Raw genomic sequence first — 14,616 nt, forward strand, 5'->3', positions numbered from 1 at the left:
ATGGTCACCCGCAGGGTTCGTCGCCGCGGAAGTTACCGAGAAGTAGGATCAAGGAGGCCGCGCTCCTCGCGACCCGTTGCCGGCCGCGTCCGGCACTCCGATTCTCGATCCACTGGGAGGCACCCGTGCCCCGCGCACTTTCCGAGGTCGTCTTCGTCGACGGCGTCCGCACGCCGTTCGGCAAGGCCGGCGAGAAGGGCATGTACGCCCAGACCCGGGCGGACGACCTCGTCGTCCGGTGCATCCGCGAGCTGCTGCACCGCAACCCGACCCTGCCCAAGGACAAGGTCGAGGAGGTCGCCATCGCCGCGACCACCCAGATCGGCGACCAGGGCCTGACGCTCGGCCGCACGGCCGCGCTGCTCTCCGGACTGCCGAACACGACCCCCGGCTACTCGGTCGACCGCATGTGCGCCGGCGCCATGACGGCCGTCACGAACACGGCGAGCTCGATCGCCTTCGGCGCCTACGACATCGCCATCGCCGGCGGCGTCGAGCACATGGGGCGCCACCCGATGGGCGAGGGCGTCGACCCCAACCCGCGGATCGTCAGCGAGAAGATCGTCGACCCCGACGCGCTCGTCATGGGCAAGACCGCCGAGAACCTGCACGACCGCTTCCCGGCCCTCACCAAGGCCCGCTCCGACGCCTTCGCCGTCGGCAGCCAGGACAAGCTCGCGCAGGCGTATGCCGACGGCAAGATCCAGCGCGACCTCGTCACCGTCGCCACCCGCCACGCCGAGCTCGGCTGGGGCCTCGCGACCGCCGACGAGCCCCCGCGGCCCGGCACGACCGTCGAGGACCTCGGCCAGCTCAAGACCCCGTTCCGCGCGCACGGCAACGTCACCGCCGGCAACGCGGCGGGACTCAACGACGGCGCGACCGCGTGCCTGCTCGCCTCCGAGCAGGCGGCGACCGACCTCGGCCTGCCCATCCGCATGCGCCTCGTCTCCTACTCCTTCGTCGGCGTCGAGCCCGAGGTCATGGGCGTCGGGCCGGTGCCCGCCACCGAGAAGGCCCTCGCCAAGGCGGGCCTGTCGATCGAGGACATCGGCCTCTTCGAGCTCAACGAGGCGTTCGCCGTGCAGGTGCTCGCCTTCCTCGACCACTTCGGCATCGCCGACGACGACCCGCGCGTCAACGAGTACGGCGGCGCCATCGCCACCGGCCACCCGCTCGCGAGCTCGGGCGTGCGCCTCATGACGCAGCTCGCGCGCCAGTTCGAGGAGCACCCGGAGGTCCGCTACGGCCTCACCGCGATGTGCATCGGCATCGGCATGGGCGGCGCCGTCGTCTGGGAGAACCCGCACCACGAGGACTACGTCGCCTCGATCGAGAAGGAGGACGTCGCGTGACCGCCACGACCGAGAAGCCCACGGCTGCAGCAGACTTCGCGACCGAGGTCGTGACGCGCACGCCCGTGCGGGACGTCGCGCTGCCCGGTGGCGCCGGCACCCTCGCGCTCATCACCCTCGACAACGGCTTCGACCACACCAAGCCGAACACCTTCGGCCCGCAGTCGATCGCCGGCCTCGCCGCCACGGTCGCCGAGCTGCGCGTCCGCGCCGAGGCGGGCGAGGTCGCGGCCGTCGCCGTGACGGGAAAGCCGTTCGTCTTCGCCGTCGGCGCCGACCTCACCGGTGTGCCGTTCCTCGGCTCCCGCGACCAAGCGCTCGAGATCGCGCGTTCCGGCCACGCCGCCTACGCGGCCTTCGCCGACCTGCCGGTGCCGACGTTCGCCTTCGTCAACGGCGCCGCGATGGGCGGCGGCGTGGAGCTGGCGCTGTCGGCGACCTACCGCACCATGAGCGCCGGCGTCCCGGCCGTCGCGCTGCCCGAGGTCTTCCTCGGCCTCGTGCCCGGCTGGGGCGGCTGCTGGATGCTGCCCAACCTCGTCGGCATCGAGAGGGCGATCACCGTCGTCGTCGAGAACCCGCTGAGCCAGAACCGCATGCTCAAGGGTCCGCAGGCCCACGCGCTCGGCATGTCCGACGTGCTGCTCGAGCCCGCCGACTTCCTCGAGGAGTCGGTGGCGTGGGCCGCCCGCGTGCTCACCGGCGAGGTCACCGTCGAGCGACCCGAGGTGGACCGCGACGCGATGGCGTGGGACGCGGCGATCGCCAAGGCCCGCAAGCTCGCCGACGTCAAGACGGGCCGCCAGGCCAGGAGCCCGTACGCCGCCCTCGACCTGCTCGCCGCCGCGCGCACCGCGACCCGCGAGGAGGGCTTCGCGGCCGAGGACGAGGTGCTCGCCGACCTGCTCATGAGCGACGAGCTGCGCGCCGGGCTCTACGCGTTCGAGCTCGTGCAGAAGCGCGCCAAGCGCCCGGCGGGAGCGCCCGACCAGGCGCTCGCGCGGAAGGTGACCAAGGTCGGCATCGTCGGCGCCGGCCTCATGGCGAGCCAGCTCGCGCTGCTGTTCATCCAGCGCCTTCAGGTGCCCGTCGTGCTCACCGACATCGACGACGAGCGCGTCGCCAAGGGCGTCGGCTACGTGCACGCCGAGCTCGACAAGCTGGCCGGCAAGGGGCGGCTGAACCCCGACCGGCTCAACCGCTACAAGGCGCTCGTCACGGGGTCGACGAGCAAGGACGGCTTCGCCGACGCCGACTTCGTCATCGAGGCCGTCTTCGAGGAGATGTCGGTCAAGCAGCAGGTCTTCGCCGAGGTCGAGGCCGTCGTGTCGCCCGAGTGCGTGCTCGCGACGAACACCTCGAGCCTGTCGATCGCCGAGATGGCGTCGCAGCTCGAGCACCCCGAGCGCGTCGTGGGCTTCCACTTCTTCAACCCCGTGGCCGTCATGCCGCTGCTCGAGATCATCCCCGGTGAGCGCACCGACGACCCCACGCTCGCAACGGCCTTCGCGGTCGGCAAGGCCCTGCGGAAGACGTGCATCCGCGCGGCCGACCGCCCCTCCTTCATCGTCAACCGCCTCCTCGGCCGGTTCATGGGCGAGGCCGCGAAGATCCTCGACGAGGGCACGCCGATCGAGGTCGTCGACCGCGCCTTCGCGGGGCTCGCGCCGATGCCGCCCTTCGTGCTCATCGGGCTCGTCGGTCCGGCCATCGCCCTGCACAACGGCGAGACGCTGGTCCGCGCCTTCCCGGACCGCTTCTACGCGTCGCCGACGCTCCAGCGCCTCGTCGCGGCCGGCAAGCGCGGCTTCTACGACATGAGCACGGGGCGCCCGGTCCTCGACCCCGAGGTCGCCGAGCTCGTCGAGAAGCCGGCCGAGCCCGTCGTGCTCGACCTCGCTCAGGTGCGCCAGCGCGTGCTGACCGTGCTCGCCGACGAGGCCCGCCGGATGCTCGACGAGGGCGTCGCGCAGGCCCCGATGGACATCGACCTCGCGATGATCACGGGCGCGGGCTTCCAGTTCTGGAACGGCGGCATCACGCCGCTGCTCGACCGCACCGGCGTCGCCGAGGCGGTCACCGGCGCCCGGTTCCTGCCCGCGGGCGTCGCGAACGCGCGCGCCTGACCGGGCCCACCACACGGCATACGGCCGCCGGCCCACGACGGGGCCGCTCCGGGACCACCCGGGGCGGCCCCGTCCGGCGTGGCGGTTTGCCATAACTCATATATGAGTTAGCCTCGAACGCGTGCCTCAGACCTACCTGACCCGGATCGGCGGACTCATCCGCGACGCGCGACGCCACAAGGGGATGACCCAGTCGGACCTCGCCGAGCTGCTCGGAACGTCGCAGGGCGCGGTGACCCGCATCGAGCAGGGCAAGCAGAACCTCAGCCTCGACATGCTCGCCAAGATCGGTGACGCCCTCGACTCCGAGTTCGTCTCGCTCGGCCACTCCGGCCCGCAGCACCTGCGCATCGTCGGCGGCCAGAAGCTGACCGGCTCGATCGACGTCAAGACCTCCAAGAACGCCGCCGTCGCGCTCCTCTGCGCCGCGCTGCTCAACCGCGGCCGCACGACGCTGCGCAGCCTGGCCCGCATCGAGGAGGTCAACCGCATCCTCGAGGTGCTCGCCTCGATCGGCGTGCGCACGCGCTGGCTGCCCGACAGCAACGACCTCGAGATCGTGCCGCCGGCGGTGCTCAACCTCGACGACATCGACGTGGCCGCCGCCCGCCGCACCCGCACCGTCATCATGTTCCTCGGCCCGCTGCTGCACGAGCACGAGGACTTCCAGCTGCCGTATGCCGGTGGCTGCGACCTCGGCACCCGCACCGTCGAGCCGCACCTCAGCGCCCTGCGCGCCTTCGGCCTCGAGGTGACCGCCACGCACGGGTTCTACGAGGCCCACTCGGACCGCTCGGTCAACCCCCAGCGCGCCATCGTGCTCACCGAGCGCGGCGACACCGTCACCGAGAACGTGCTGATGGCCGCCGCGCGCCACGCGGGCACGACGGTCATCCGCAACGCGAGCCCCAACTACATGGTGCAGGACCTCTGCTTCTTCCTCGAGAAGCTCGGCGTGCGCATCGACGGCATCGGCACGACGACGCTGACGGTGCACGGTGTGGCCGAGATCGACGTCGACGTGGAGTACTCCCCCAGCGAGGACCCGATCGAGGCGATGAGCCTCATCGCCGCCGCAGTCGTCACCGACAGCGCGATCACGATCCGGCGCGTGCCGATCGAGTTCATCGAGATCGAGCTCGCGACCCTCGACGGCATGGGGATGAAGTACGACCTGTCGCCGGAGTACGCCTCGGCCAACGGCAAGACCCGCCTCGTCGACCTGACGACGATCCCCGGGCCGCTGCACGCCCCCATCGACAAGATCCACCCGATGCCGTTCCCCGGCCTCAACATCGACAACCTGCCCTTCTTCGCCCTCATCGGTGCCGTCGCCGAGGGCAGCACGATGATCCACGACTGGGTCTACGAGAACCGCGCCATCTACCTCACCGAGCTGACGAAGGTCGGCGCGCGCGTGCAGCTGCTCGACCCGCACCGCGTCATCGTCGAGGGCCCGACCCGCTGGCGCGCTGCCGAGGTCGTCTGCCCGCCGGCCCTGCGCCCGGGCGTCGTCGTCCTCCTCGCGATGCTCGCCGCGCCCGGCACGTCGGTGCTGCGCAACGTCTACGTCATCAACCGCGGCTACGAGGACCTCGCCGAGCGCCTCAACGCCCTCGGGGCCACCATCGAGGTCTTCCGCGACATCTGACCCCGCCCCCGCCTGCGCAACACACCGAACAAGTCGCAACCCACCGGCATCCGATCCCGGTGGGTTGTGACTTGTTCGGTGTGTTGCTGCGGGGTCAGGCTCGGGGCTGCAGCGGGCCGCCCGCGGCGAGGGCGAGGTCGGCGAACCGCGTGCCGATGAGCGCGTGCGCCGCCGTGTCCGGGTGGAGCCCGTCGGGCAGCGGCAGCTCGGCCGCGTCGGCCTCGCCGTAGAGCTCGAGCCCGTCGAGCAGGTGCAGGTTCGGGTCGTCGGACCGCGCGGCCACGACCTCCGCGAGCGCCTGCCGGATGACCCGCAGCGTCAGGCGACCCGCCGCCGTGTCGTGCTCCGTGCCGGTGGCGACGAACCGCACGGCACCCTCTGCGAGCGCGGACGGGTCGACGGCGCCAGGCCCCGGGGTGTCCTCGTGGATGCCGCAGAAGATCGGGGTGACGAGCAGCAACGGCGTGTCCGGGTGGCCGTCGCGGATCGTGTCGAGGAAGCCGTGGACGGCTGGCACGAAGCTGCGCAGCCGCATCGCGTCGAGGTTGACGACGTTGATGCCGAGCTTGGCGCTGATGAGGTCGGCCGGGGTGTCGCGCATGAGCCGCGCCATGAACGGGTCGACCAGCGCGCTGCCGCCGAAGCCGAGGTTGTGCAGCCGCACGCCGGCCCGGCGCGCCGCGACGGCCGGCCAGGTGCTCGCCGGGCCGGTCGCGTTGGAGCCGTGGCTGATCGAGCTGCCGTGGTGCAGCCACAGCGGCCCGCTGGGCGGCGTAGGGCGGAGCGGCGCGTCCGAGCGCAGCGCGACGAGGTCGACCTGCTCGTTGTGCGGCAGCCAGATCTCGACCGACTTCTCCCCGGCCGGGAGCTCGTCGACGACCACGACGTCGGGCCCACCGGGCGCCAGGGTGCTCGCGCCCGTGGCCATGTCGAGCTCGAGCGCGTCTCCGCCGGTCAACGCGTGGGACGCGAGCCGGGCGCCGTCGACGACGACGTCGACGGCCCCGCGGGGGCGCGGCATGCCGCGGTAGGCCACCCGGGTGGCGTGCAGCTCGAGCTCGAGGTGACGAGCCGTCGTGGTGACGGCGATGCGCACGCCGGCGGGCTGCGCCTCCATGAGCCGCAGCTGCGGGTCGGCGAAGCGCTCGCGCACGGCGTGCGGCAGCCGGTGCGGCCGGAGCCCGCGCTCGGTGCGCTCGAGCTCGGCGGCGCCGACGACGAGGTCGGCAGCGAGGTCGGCAGCGAGGTCGGCAGCGAGGTCGGCATCGAGGTCGGCATCGAGGTCGGCAGTGAGGTCTTTCAGGTCCGGGTCAGTCACGGGTCTCCTCCCGTCGGAGTGGCTCACGCTCGCGCCAGTGCACGAGCAGGAAGTGGAGCGAGTCGAGCAGCTCGTCCCAGGACAGGTCCGACCCGGGGTCGCTGTGCGCGAAGCTCCCGATGCGCTCGAGCTCGAGGAAGCCGCGCACGGCAGCGCCCATCACCCGCGTCGCGTGCGTGCGGCCGTCGTCAGGTATGCCGTAGCCGTGCAGCACCGCGTCGATGACGCGGACCATCCGGCGCGCGGCGTCGGAGCCCACCGCAGCCGCACCGGCGCGCCGCTGCAGCGACTCCCACCGCCCCGGGTGCTCCCGCGCGTAGGTGCGGTGCGCGTCGCAGTAGCCGAGCAGGGCCTCGCCCCGCGACCGGCCGAGCACGGCGTCGCCGATGAGCTGCGCGAGCTCGTCGAGGGCGAGGACCGTCACCCCGTCGCGCAGCGCGGCGAGGTCGCGGACGTGCTCGTAGAGGCTGGGCGGCCGCACCCCGAGCGACCGCGCCACGGCGGCCAGGCTCAGGGAGGCGAAACCGTCGGCGTCGGCGAGCTCGGCCGCGCGGTCGACGACCACGGAGGCGTTGAGCTGGACCCTTTCCATGCGCACACCCTAACACCCATAGGGAATTACCTATGGATGGAAGGTCGACGAGACTCGTGGGGCGCACCGGCGACGTGCGGAACGGCGACGCGTCAGCCCGTGGACGGCTCACGCGGGAGCGGGAGGGACAGCACAAGCGGGGTGAGCCGGATCCACATGGATCCGCGGGTTTTGTGGCGGCCGACCACACAGGTGCCGCTCGCGGGCCTCCCTAGTCTTCCCGCATGCCCGCCCCCCGCACCGACGCCAGCACCGAGGTACCGGACGCCGCTCCGGGCCGTTCCCGGGCGGGCTCCCCCGTCGCCAACGACCCCGTCGACCTGACCGGCCGCACCGCCCTCGTCACGGGTGCGGCGAGCGGCATCGGGGCGAGCGTGGCGCGCGCCCTGGCCGCGGCCGGCGCCAAGGTGCACGCCGTCGACCGCGACGCGGCCGGTCTCGCGGCCCTCGCCGACGGCGCCGACCTCGCGACGATCACCGCCGACCTCGCCGACCTCGATGCCCTGGCCGACCTGCCGACCGAGGTCGACATCCTCGTCAACAACGCCGGCATCCAGCACGTCAGCCCCGTGGAGGACTTCCCGCTCGAGCGCTTCGACCTCATCCTCGACCTGATGCTCGCCTCGCCCTTCCGGCTGATCCGGCAGAGCCTGCCGCACATGTACGACCGGGGCTGGGGCCGCATCGTCAACGTCTCGAGCGTGCACGGTCTGCGCGCGAGCGCCTACAAGGCGGCGTACGTCACGGCGAAGCACGGGCTCGAGGGCCTCTCCAAGGTCGTCGCGCTCGAGGGCGGCCCCCGCGGCGTCACCTCGACGTGCGTCAACCCGGCCTACGTGCGCACCCCCCTCGTCGAGCGGCAGATCGCCGACCAGGCCCAGTCGCACGGCATCCCGGAGTCGGAGGTCGTCGAGAAGGTCATGCTCGCGCCGGTCGCGGTCAAGCGGCTCGTCGAGCCCGACGAGGTGGCCGCCCTCGTCCTCTTCCTCTGCGGACCGGCGTCGGCGTCGGTCAACGGCACGTCGTTCTCGATGGACGGCGGGTGGACGGCGCACTGAGCCGCGGCCGTCGCACCTAGGATCTGCCCGTGGCCCACCCCGAGACGCAGCCGCCCACCGACGAGACCGGACAGGTCGTCCGCCTGCTCGAGCTGCTCGCCGCGGACGCGCCCCTCAGCGAGGTCGCGGCCGTGGACGCGCCGTCGCCCGCACGAGAGCTCGCGCTGCGCATCGCCGGGGCGCGAGAGGTCCACCAGCACCGCGAGGCCGGGCTCGCAGCCCTGCTCGACACCGCGCGCGAGCTGGCGGCCGCCAGCGACCCCGGATCGGTGCTCGAGGCCATCACCCGCCGCGCCCGGCGCCTCGTCGGCACCGACCTCGCCTACCTCACGCTCTACGACCCCGAGGCCGGCGACACCTTCATGCGGGCCACCGACGGGTCGGTCAGCGCCGCGTTCCAGTCGGTGCGGCTCGCGCTCGGAGCGGGGCTGGGCGGGCTCGTCGCCTCGACCCACAAGCCCTACTGGACCGCCGACTACTGGTCCGACGAGCGCTTCCGCCACACCTCGGCCATCGACGGCGCGGTCGGCGAGGAGGGCATCATCGCGATCTGCGGCACGCCGCTGCTCGTCGAGTCGCACTTCGTGGGCGTGCTCTTCGCCGCCAACCGCTCCTCCCGCCCCTTCACCCGCGAGGAGGTCGCGCTCCTCGGCAACCTCGCCACGCTGGCCGCCGTGACGCTCGTGCAGACCCGGGCGCTCGCCGACGCCGAGCACGCGCACGAGACGGTGCGCCAGTATGCCGACGGGGTCGAGAAGGCGGCCGCGGCGCACGACCGGTTCGCCTCGCTCGTGCTCGGCGGCGGCGGGGTCGACGACCTCACGGCCGGCCTCGCCGAGCTCCTCGGCGGCTGGGCCGTGCTGACCGACGAGACGGGCGCCCGGCAGAGCGCAGCCGGCCCGGCGCCGGAGCCCCGGCCCGAGCGACGGTCGCGCGGCGCCGACCCCGTCGAGGCGTTCGACAGCCTCCCGGAGCTGGCCACGGGCCGCCTCGTCGAGCACAACGGTGTGTATGCCGTCGCGGTCACCGCCGCGCGGGAACGCCTCGGCACGCTCTACGTGGGCGGTGTCGGGGCCCTCAGCGACTCGGAGCAGCGCACCGTCGAGCGCGCGGGGCTCGTCACCGCCCTCGTGCTGCTCTTCGAGCGCCAGGCCGCCGACGCGCGTCAGTCGGCGCGCAACCGCCTCGTCAGCGACCTCGTGACCGGCCGCGGCTCGCGCGAGGAGCGGCTCTCGCTCGCCCGGACCACCGGCTTCGACCTCCAGCGGCCGTTCAGCCTGCTCGTGCTCCGCGGCGACGACGCGGCCGGCCACCGGGCGCTGCTCATCTCGGCGAGCGCCGCGACGGGCGAGAACGCCCTCGTCGGCTCCCACGACGGCGACGTCGTGGCGCTCGTGCCCGCTGCGCACCCCGGCCCCGAGCCGCGGGCCATCTCCTCCACGACCGCGGCCGCTGCCGGCGCTCCGTCGGGCCCGGCGGCGACCGACCTCGCGAGCGACCCCGACGCGCTCGCACGCTCGGTGGCCGCCCGCATCGGCAAGCGCACGTGCGTCACCGTCGCCGGGGTCGGGCCGATCAGCGACGTCGACGCCGTCGGGGTGGCGCACGACGAGGCCGCTCGCACCGTCGGGGCGCTCATCGCGCTCGGGCACCGCGGCCAGGGCGCCGCCGCGACGCAGCTCGGCTTCGCCGGGCTCATCGTCGGTTCGGACCCGGACGTCGACGACTACGTGCGCAAGCTGCTCGGCCCGCTCGCCGACTACGACGAGCGGCGCGGCACCGACCTGCTCGGCACGCTGTCGGCGTACTTCGCCGCCGGGGGCAGCCCCCGGCACGCCGCCGGCACCCTGCACGTGCACGTCAACACGGTCTCGCAGCGGCTCGAGCGCATCGGTGCCCTGCTCGGGGAGTCGTGGCAGTCGCCCGACCACGCGCTCGAGCTCCAGATCGCCCTGCGCCTGCGAGCCCTGCAGGCCCCCGCCTGAGGCTCGCTGCGCCGCCGGCCGACCGGGCCGCGCTCAGGCCCCGAGCTGCCGGTCGACGGCGTCGGCGACGGCGCGCACCCCGGCGTCGCCGAGCACGACGTCGTAGTGGTTGGCGTCGACCTTCGTCACGTGCACCCCGTCGGGCACCCCGAGCGCGGCGAGACGCTGCTCGTCGTAGAGGCCCTGCGGCTCGTCGAGCAGCCCGCGCTGGGCCCACACGAGCTCGCCGGCGACGCCCTGCCCGACCGCGGTGCGCAGCGCGGCGTGGGTCTCGGCGTCGGCGAGCACGTCGGCGCCGTCGGCGCGCACCGCGTCGAGCACGCAGGTGCTCCGCCACCGGTCGCCGCGGCCGGGCTCGGCCGGGCCCTCGACGAGGTCGTGCTCGATGTAGGCGCGGGCCGCCTCCCCCGCCGGCCCGTCGAGGATCGGCCCGAGAGCAGGGTGCTGGCCCCAGAAGGCGAGGTAGGCCGCCGGGTCGGCGAAGCGCATCGAGAGACGGTCCATGGCCGGCCCGATCACCGACCGGAGCGCCGCGTCGACGTCGAGGCCCGCCGGCACCGGGAAGGCGAGCCCGCCGTCGACGAGCACGGCGGCCGGGAAGCGGTCGGGGTGGCGCGCGGCGGCGAGTGCGGCGACGAACGCCCCCATCGAGTGGCCGACGAGGACGGGCGTCGAGCCGAAGGCCGTGGCCGTCGCCACGAGGTCGTCGACGTGCGCGCCGAGGCCGTAGGGGCCCGGCACCGACCGGCTGTCGCCGCGGCCGCGCAGGTCGGGGGCGAGGAAGCGCACGGCATCGGGGCCGTGCCGGCGGGCCACCTCGTCGGCCACCCGGCACCACGACAGGCCGTTCGCCATGATGCCGTGCACCGCGAGCACGACCGGCGCGGTGGCGGCGGGGTGCCCCGTGCTGAGGTCGTGGATGGCGAGGCTGCCCACCGGCAGCTCGATGACGAACGCGGCCGCAGTGCTCACCGGGAGCCCGCCTTTCGCAGGAGTCGAGCGCCGAGCCCGGTCAGGCCCGCCGGAGCGAAGTAGACCACGACGACGAAGCCGACGCCGAGGATGAAGAGCGGTTGGGAGAGCACCTGGCGCACGACGTCCGGCAGCGAGTCGAGCACCGGCAGGCTGCTCACCTCGACGAGCCGCGCGTCGGCATACGTGTAGATCACCCCGCCGAGCAGGGCACCCCACCGGCTGCCGGCGCCGCCGAGCACCACCATGACGAGGAGCGAGAGGGTGAACTCCGAGGTCGTCAGGTGCGGGTTCGACCCACCGAGCACGAGGGCGTGCACGATGCCGCCGAGGGCCCCGAGCGCGGAGCCGGCGACGAGCGCGAGCAGCCTGACGCGGTAGGTGCCGAAGCCGAGCACGGCGGCCCGGTGCTCGTTCTCGCGCACCGCGGCCATCGCGTGACCGGCGCGCGAGCGGACGAGGGCCGCCACGACGAGCCACGCGACGACCGCGAAGCCCAGCGCGAGCCAGTAGCGGTACGGCGCGTTGGACACCCCGACGAGGGCCGCCGGCAGGGCGTCGCGGTCGAGGGTGCGCCCCTCCTCTCCCCCGGTGACGCCACCGGGGTTGCGCAGCACGAGGATCGAGGCCGCCTGCGCGAACGCGAGGGACACCATGGCGAAGGCGATGCCGCCGACGCGCAGGGCGATCGAGCCGACGACCGCCGCGAGCAGGGTCGACAGGCCGAGGGCACAGAGCACGGCGAGCGGCAGGGGCAGCGACCAGCTCGAGAGCGACACCGTGAGCAGGTAGCTCCCCGCCGCGACGAAGAGCGCGTGCCCGAAGCTCAGCAGCCCGGTGCGGCCGAAGAGCACGTCGTAGCTGAGGGCGATGCCGCCGACGACGAGGCAGGTGGCGAGCAGCTGCATGCTGCCCGGGCCGTTGACGCGCCCGGGCAGGAGGCCGGGCAGCTCCACGGGCACGTAGGGCAGCCAGGCGAGCACCGCCAGCGCGACGAGGGGAAGGACCACGGACCGAACGCGTCGCGGCAGCGGCCGGCGCCCGCGGTCGGGGGCCGGCCCGTCGGGCGCCGGCCCGCCGGGCGTCCGCCCGTCGGGGGCCGGCCCGAGGGGGGTCTGTGCGTCGGCGGCCGCCTCGACGGGCGCCGGGTGGGCTGCGGTCAGGTCGTCGGTGTGCGACGTCATCGCGTCGCTCTCTTCAGGGACGTCGGGCGGAGCAGGAGGACCGCCGCGAGCAGCAGCACGACCGAGAGGTCGCCGACCCCGCTCGCGGCGTAGTAGTTCGCGAGCTGCTGCACGAGGCCGACCGCCACGGCGGCGACGGCCGTTCCCGGCACGGAGCCCATGCCGCCGATGACGACGACGATGAACGCGAAGATGAGCAGCGAGCCGCCCTGGGCGGGCGACACGGCTCCGGCGTACTGGGCGTAGAGGGCCCCGGCCAGGCCGGCGGCCGCCCCACCGATGGCGAAGACGACGGTGAAGGTGCGGTGCACGTCGATGCCGAGCGCCTCGACCATGGTCCGGTTCTCGACGCCGGCCCGGATGACGAGCCCGAGGCGGGTCAGGTGGAGCACCGCCATGAGTCCGCCGAAGAGCGCGAGGGCGGCGAGGAGGTAGACGAGCCGGTCGTTGGGCAGTCGCGCGCCGAGCACCTCGCTCGTCGCCGACATCCACGGGGGCTTCTCGACGGCTCTCGGGTCGGCACCCCAGATCGCCTGCGCCGCAGCGACGCCGGCGAGCGACAGGCCGACGGTGACCAGCACCTGCTGGATGTGGTGACGGTAGAGCGGCCGGATGAGCACGACCTCGACGACGAGGCCGACCAGGGCGCCCACGAGCACCGCCACCCCGAGGGAGACGACGAGCCTGGCCACCACGGGCCACGAGGACGGCAGGGCGCCCATCGACGACCACGCGGCGTAGGCACCGGCCGTCATGAAGGCGCCGTGGGCGAAGTTGAGCACGCCCATGAGGCCGTAGACGAGGCTGAGGCCGCTCGCCGCGATGAAGTAGAGCGCCCCGAGCCCGAGGCCGGTGACGAGGAGCAGCAGGAGGTCGCTCACGACGCAGCCTCCCGTCGCATCGAGACGCCGAGCAGCTCGCGCGTGAGGTCGGCATCGGCGACGAGGTCGGCCGCGGTGCCACGGTGCACGACCGCGCCGGCGTCGAGCACCACGACCCGGTCGGCGATCCGTCGCACGAGCGGGAGGTTCTGCTCGACGAGCAGGATCGGCGTCGTGCGGGCCACCTCGGCGAGCACGTCGGCGACCTCGGTGACGAGCTTGGGCGCGAGCCCCTTCGTCGGCTCGTCGACGAGCAGGAGGGCGTTGTCGCGCAGCAGGACCCGGGCGAGCGAGACCATCTGCTGCTGCCCGCCCGACAGCGTGCCGGCCCGCTGGCCGCGCCGGGTCACGAGGTCGGGGAAGAGCGCGCCGACGACGGGTGCGTCGGCGCCGCGCTCGGGGTCGACGAGGCGCAGGTTCTCGTCGACGGTCAGCCCGCCGAAGACCTCTCGGTCCTCGGGCACGTAGCCGATGCCGTCGCGCACGATCCGTGAGGTGGAGCGGGTCTGGATCTCGCTGTCGTGCAGTCGGATCCGGCCGGTGCGGGGGGCCAGGCCGAGGATCGCCTTGAGCGTCGTCGTCTTGCCGACGCCGTTGCGGCCCAGCAGGGCGGTGACGCCCGTCGACGGCACGTCGAAGCCGACGCCCTGGAGGATGTGCGACCCGCCGTAGCGCACGTGCAGGTCCTCCACCGTGAGGACGGCATCGGTGGCGGTGTGTGCGGTGGCGGCGTGTGTGGTGGACGCCTCGCGCCCGGTCACAGCGCCTCCCCCACGTAGGCCTGCTGCACGCGTTCGTCGGCCACCACGTCAGTGGGCGCGCCCACCGCGAGCAGCTGGCCGTGGTGGAGCACCGCCACGCGGTCGGCGAGGCCGAGCACGACGTGCATGTGGTGCTCGACCATCGCCACGGCCACCCCGGAGTCGCGCACCTCACCGATGATCTCGCCCAGGCCGTCGACGTCCTCGGCCGAGACCCCGGCCATCGGCTCGTCGAGGAGCAGCACGGCGGGGTCCGAGGCCAGTGCCATCGCCAGCTCGAGCTTGCGACGGTCGCCGTGCGAGAGGTCACGGGCGAGCGTGGCCGCCCGACCCGGCATACGGACCCGGGAGAGGAGCGTGTCGACGACCTCGAGGGCGGCGGACCCCACCCGGCGGAAGGGCGAGAAGGCCGCGGGGCCGGCGGCCTGCACGGCGAGGCGCACGTTCTCGCCGGCGCTCAGCCCGTCGAAGAGCGCCGAGGTCTGGAACGAGCGGGCGAGCCCCATCCGTGCGCGGCGGGTCGAGCTGAGCCGGGTCACGTCGGCGTCGCGGATGCGGATGCGTCCGCTCGTGGGGCGCACGACGCCGCTCAGCACGTCGACGAACGACGACTTGCCGGCACCGTTGGGCCCGATGATGCCGAGCAGCTCGCCCGGCGCCACCGCCAGCGACACGTCGTCGAGGATCTGGGCGCCGCCGACCTTCCAGCCGACCGCCTCTGCGGTGATCACGT

The 14,616-nt window shown here is 73.7% G+C and carries 12 protein-coding genes; 5 read left to right on the forward strand and 7 right to left on the reverse strand.

Annotated elements, in window-relative coordinates:
• Window positions 1-125: 125 nt before the first annotated feature.
• The 3 genes from ABT295_RS03180 to ABT295_RS03190 all read left to right on the forward strand — a co-directional run bounded on the left by ABT295_RS03180 (window position 126) and on the right by ABT295_RS03190 (window position 5,132).
• Complete coding sequence (locus tag ABT295_RS03180; RefSeq protein WP_352392963.1) at window positions 126-1,355, forward strand: thiolase family protein; 1,230 nt, start codon at window positions 126-128, stop codon at window positions 1,353-1,355.
• Window positions 1,352-3,481 carry a 3-hydroxyacyl-CoA dehydrogenase NAD-binding domain-containing protein gene (locus ABT295_RS03185; protein ID WP_352392964.1) on the forward strand — a complete coding sequence of 710 codons (2,130 nt, stop codon included), beginning with the start codon at window positions 1,352-1,354 and terminating at the stop codon, window positions 3,479-3,481. The genes ABT295_RS03180 and ABT295_RS03185 overlap by 4 nt, the downstream gene beginning before the upstream one ends.
• A gap of 121 nt (window positions 3,482-3,602) precedes the next feature.
• Window positions 3,603-5,132: a helix-turn-helix domain-containing protein gene (locus ABT295_RS03190; RefSeq protein WP_352392965.1), complete on the forward strand. Its 1,530-nt coding sequence runs from the start codon at window positions 3,603-3,605 to the stop codon at window positions 5,130-5,132.
• 94 nt (window positions 5,133-5,226) lie between these two features.
• On the opposite strand, the gene ABT295_RS03195 is transcribed toward ABT295_RS03190, so the two are convergent.
• Window positions 5,227-6,450: a GDSL-type esterase/lipase family protein gene (locus ABT295_RS03195; protein ID WP_352392966.1), complete on the reverse strand. Its 1,224-nt coding sequence runs from the start codon at window positions 6,448-6,450 to the stop codon at window positions 5,227-5,229.
• A complete protein-coding gene (locus ABT295_RS03200; RefSeq protein WP_352392967.1) occupies window positions 6,443-7,042 on the reverse strand; it encodes a TetR/AcrR family transcriptional regulator in 600 nt (199 codons plus the stop codon). The genes ABT295_RS03195 and ABT295_RS03200 overlap by 8 nt, the downstream gene beginning before the upstream one ends.
• Window positions 7,043-7,266: 224 nt before the next feature.
• Here ABT295_RS03200 and ABT295_RS03205 point away from each other — a divergent pair, with 224 nt between their 5' ends.
• Both ABT295_RS03205 and ABT295_RS03210 read left to right on the forward strand, forming a co-directional pair.
• Window positions 7,267-8,100 (forward strand): 3-hydroxybutyrate dehydrogenase, encoded by an 834-nt coding sequence (locus ABT295_RS03205; protein WP_352392968.1) that lies wholly within the window; start codon window positions 7,267-7,269, stop codon window positions 8,098-8,100.
• A gap of 29 nt (window positions 8,101-8,129) precedes the next feature.
• Complete coding sequence (locus tag ABT295_RS03210; RefSeq protein WP_352392969.1) at window positions 8,130-10,085, forward strand: helix-turn-helix domain-containing protein; 1,956 nt, start codon at window positions 8,130-8,132, stop codon at window positions 10,083-10,085.
• A gap of 33 nt (window positions 10,086-10,118) precedes the next feature.
• On the opposite strand, the gene ABT295_RS03215 is transcribed toward ABT295_RS03210, so the two are convergent.
• Genes ABT295_RS03215 through ABT295_RS03235 form a run of 5 tightly spaced genes read right to left on the reverse strand, consistent with a single transcriptional unit; the run spans window position 10,119 to window position 14,614 of the window.
• Window positions 10,119-11,057, reverse strand: a complete 939-nt coding sequence (locus ABT295_RS03215; RefSeq protein ID WP_352392970.1) for an alpha/beta fold hydrolase — start codon at window positions 11,055-11,057, stop codon at window positions 10,119-10,121.
• On the reverse strand, window positions 11,054-12,241 hold the full coding sequence (locus ABT295_RS03220) for a branched-chain amino acid ABC transporter permease (protein ID WP_352392971.1): 1,188 nt from the start codon (window positions 12,239-12,241) through the stop codon (window positions 11,054-11,056). Before ABT295_RS03220 ends, ABT295_RS03215 begins: the two co-directional genes overlap by 4 nt.
• Window positions 12,238-13,122: a branched-chain amino acid ABC transporter permease gene (locus ABT295_RS03225; protein WP_352392972.1), complete on the reverse strand. Its 885-nt coding sequence runs from the start codon at window positions 13,120-13,122 to the stop codon at window positions 12,238-12,240. Before ABT295_RS03225 ends, ABT295_RS03220 begins: the two co-directional genes overlap by 4 nt.
• Window positions 13,119-13,883: an ABC transporter ATP-binding protein gene (locus tag ABT295_RS03230; RefSeq protein ID WP_352392973.1), complete on the reverse strand. Its 765-nt coding sequence runs from the start codon at window positions 13,881-13,883 to the stop codon at window positions 13,119-13,121. Before ABT295_RS03230 ends, ABT295_RS03225 begins: the two co-directional genes overlap by 4 nt.
• Window positions 13,880-14,614: an ABC transporter ATP-binding protein gene (locus tag ABT295_RS03235; protein ID WP_352392974.1), complete on the reverse strand. Its 735-nt coding sequence runs from the start codon at window positions 14,612-14,614 to the stop codon at window positions 13,880-13,882. The genes ABT295_RS03230 and ABT295_RS03235 overlap by 4 nt, the downstream gene beginning before the upstream one ends.
• Window positions 14,615-14,616: the final 2 nt, after the last annotated feature.

Origin of the sequence: Terrabacter sp. NPDC000476, assembly GCF_040300125.1 — a bacterium.
Classification (GTDB): domain Bacteria; phylum Actinomycetota; class Actinomycetes; order Actinomycetales; family Dermatophilaceae; genus Terrabacter.

Coding starts and splice junctions, on each gene's coding strand:
- ABT295_RS03220 (WP_352392971.1), bottom strand. CDS start 12,241: ATGACGTCGCACACCGACGACCTGACCGCAGCCCACCCGGCGCCCGTC.
- ABT295_RS03205 (WP_352392968.1), top strand. CDS start 7,267: ATGCCCGCCCCCCGCACCGACGCCAGCACCGAGGTACCGGACGCCGCT.
- ABT295_RS03200 (WP_352392967.1), bottom strand. CDS start 7,042: ATGGAAAGGGTCCAGCTCAACGCCTCCGTGGTCGTCGACCGCGCGGCC.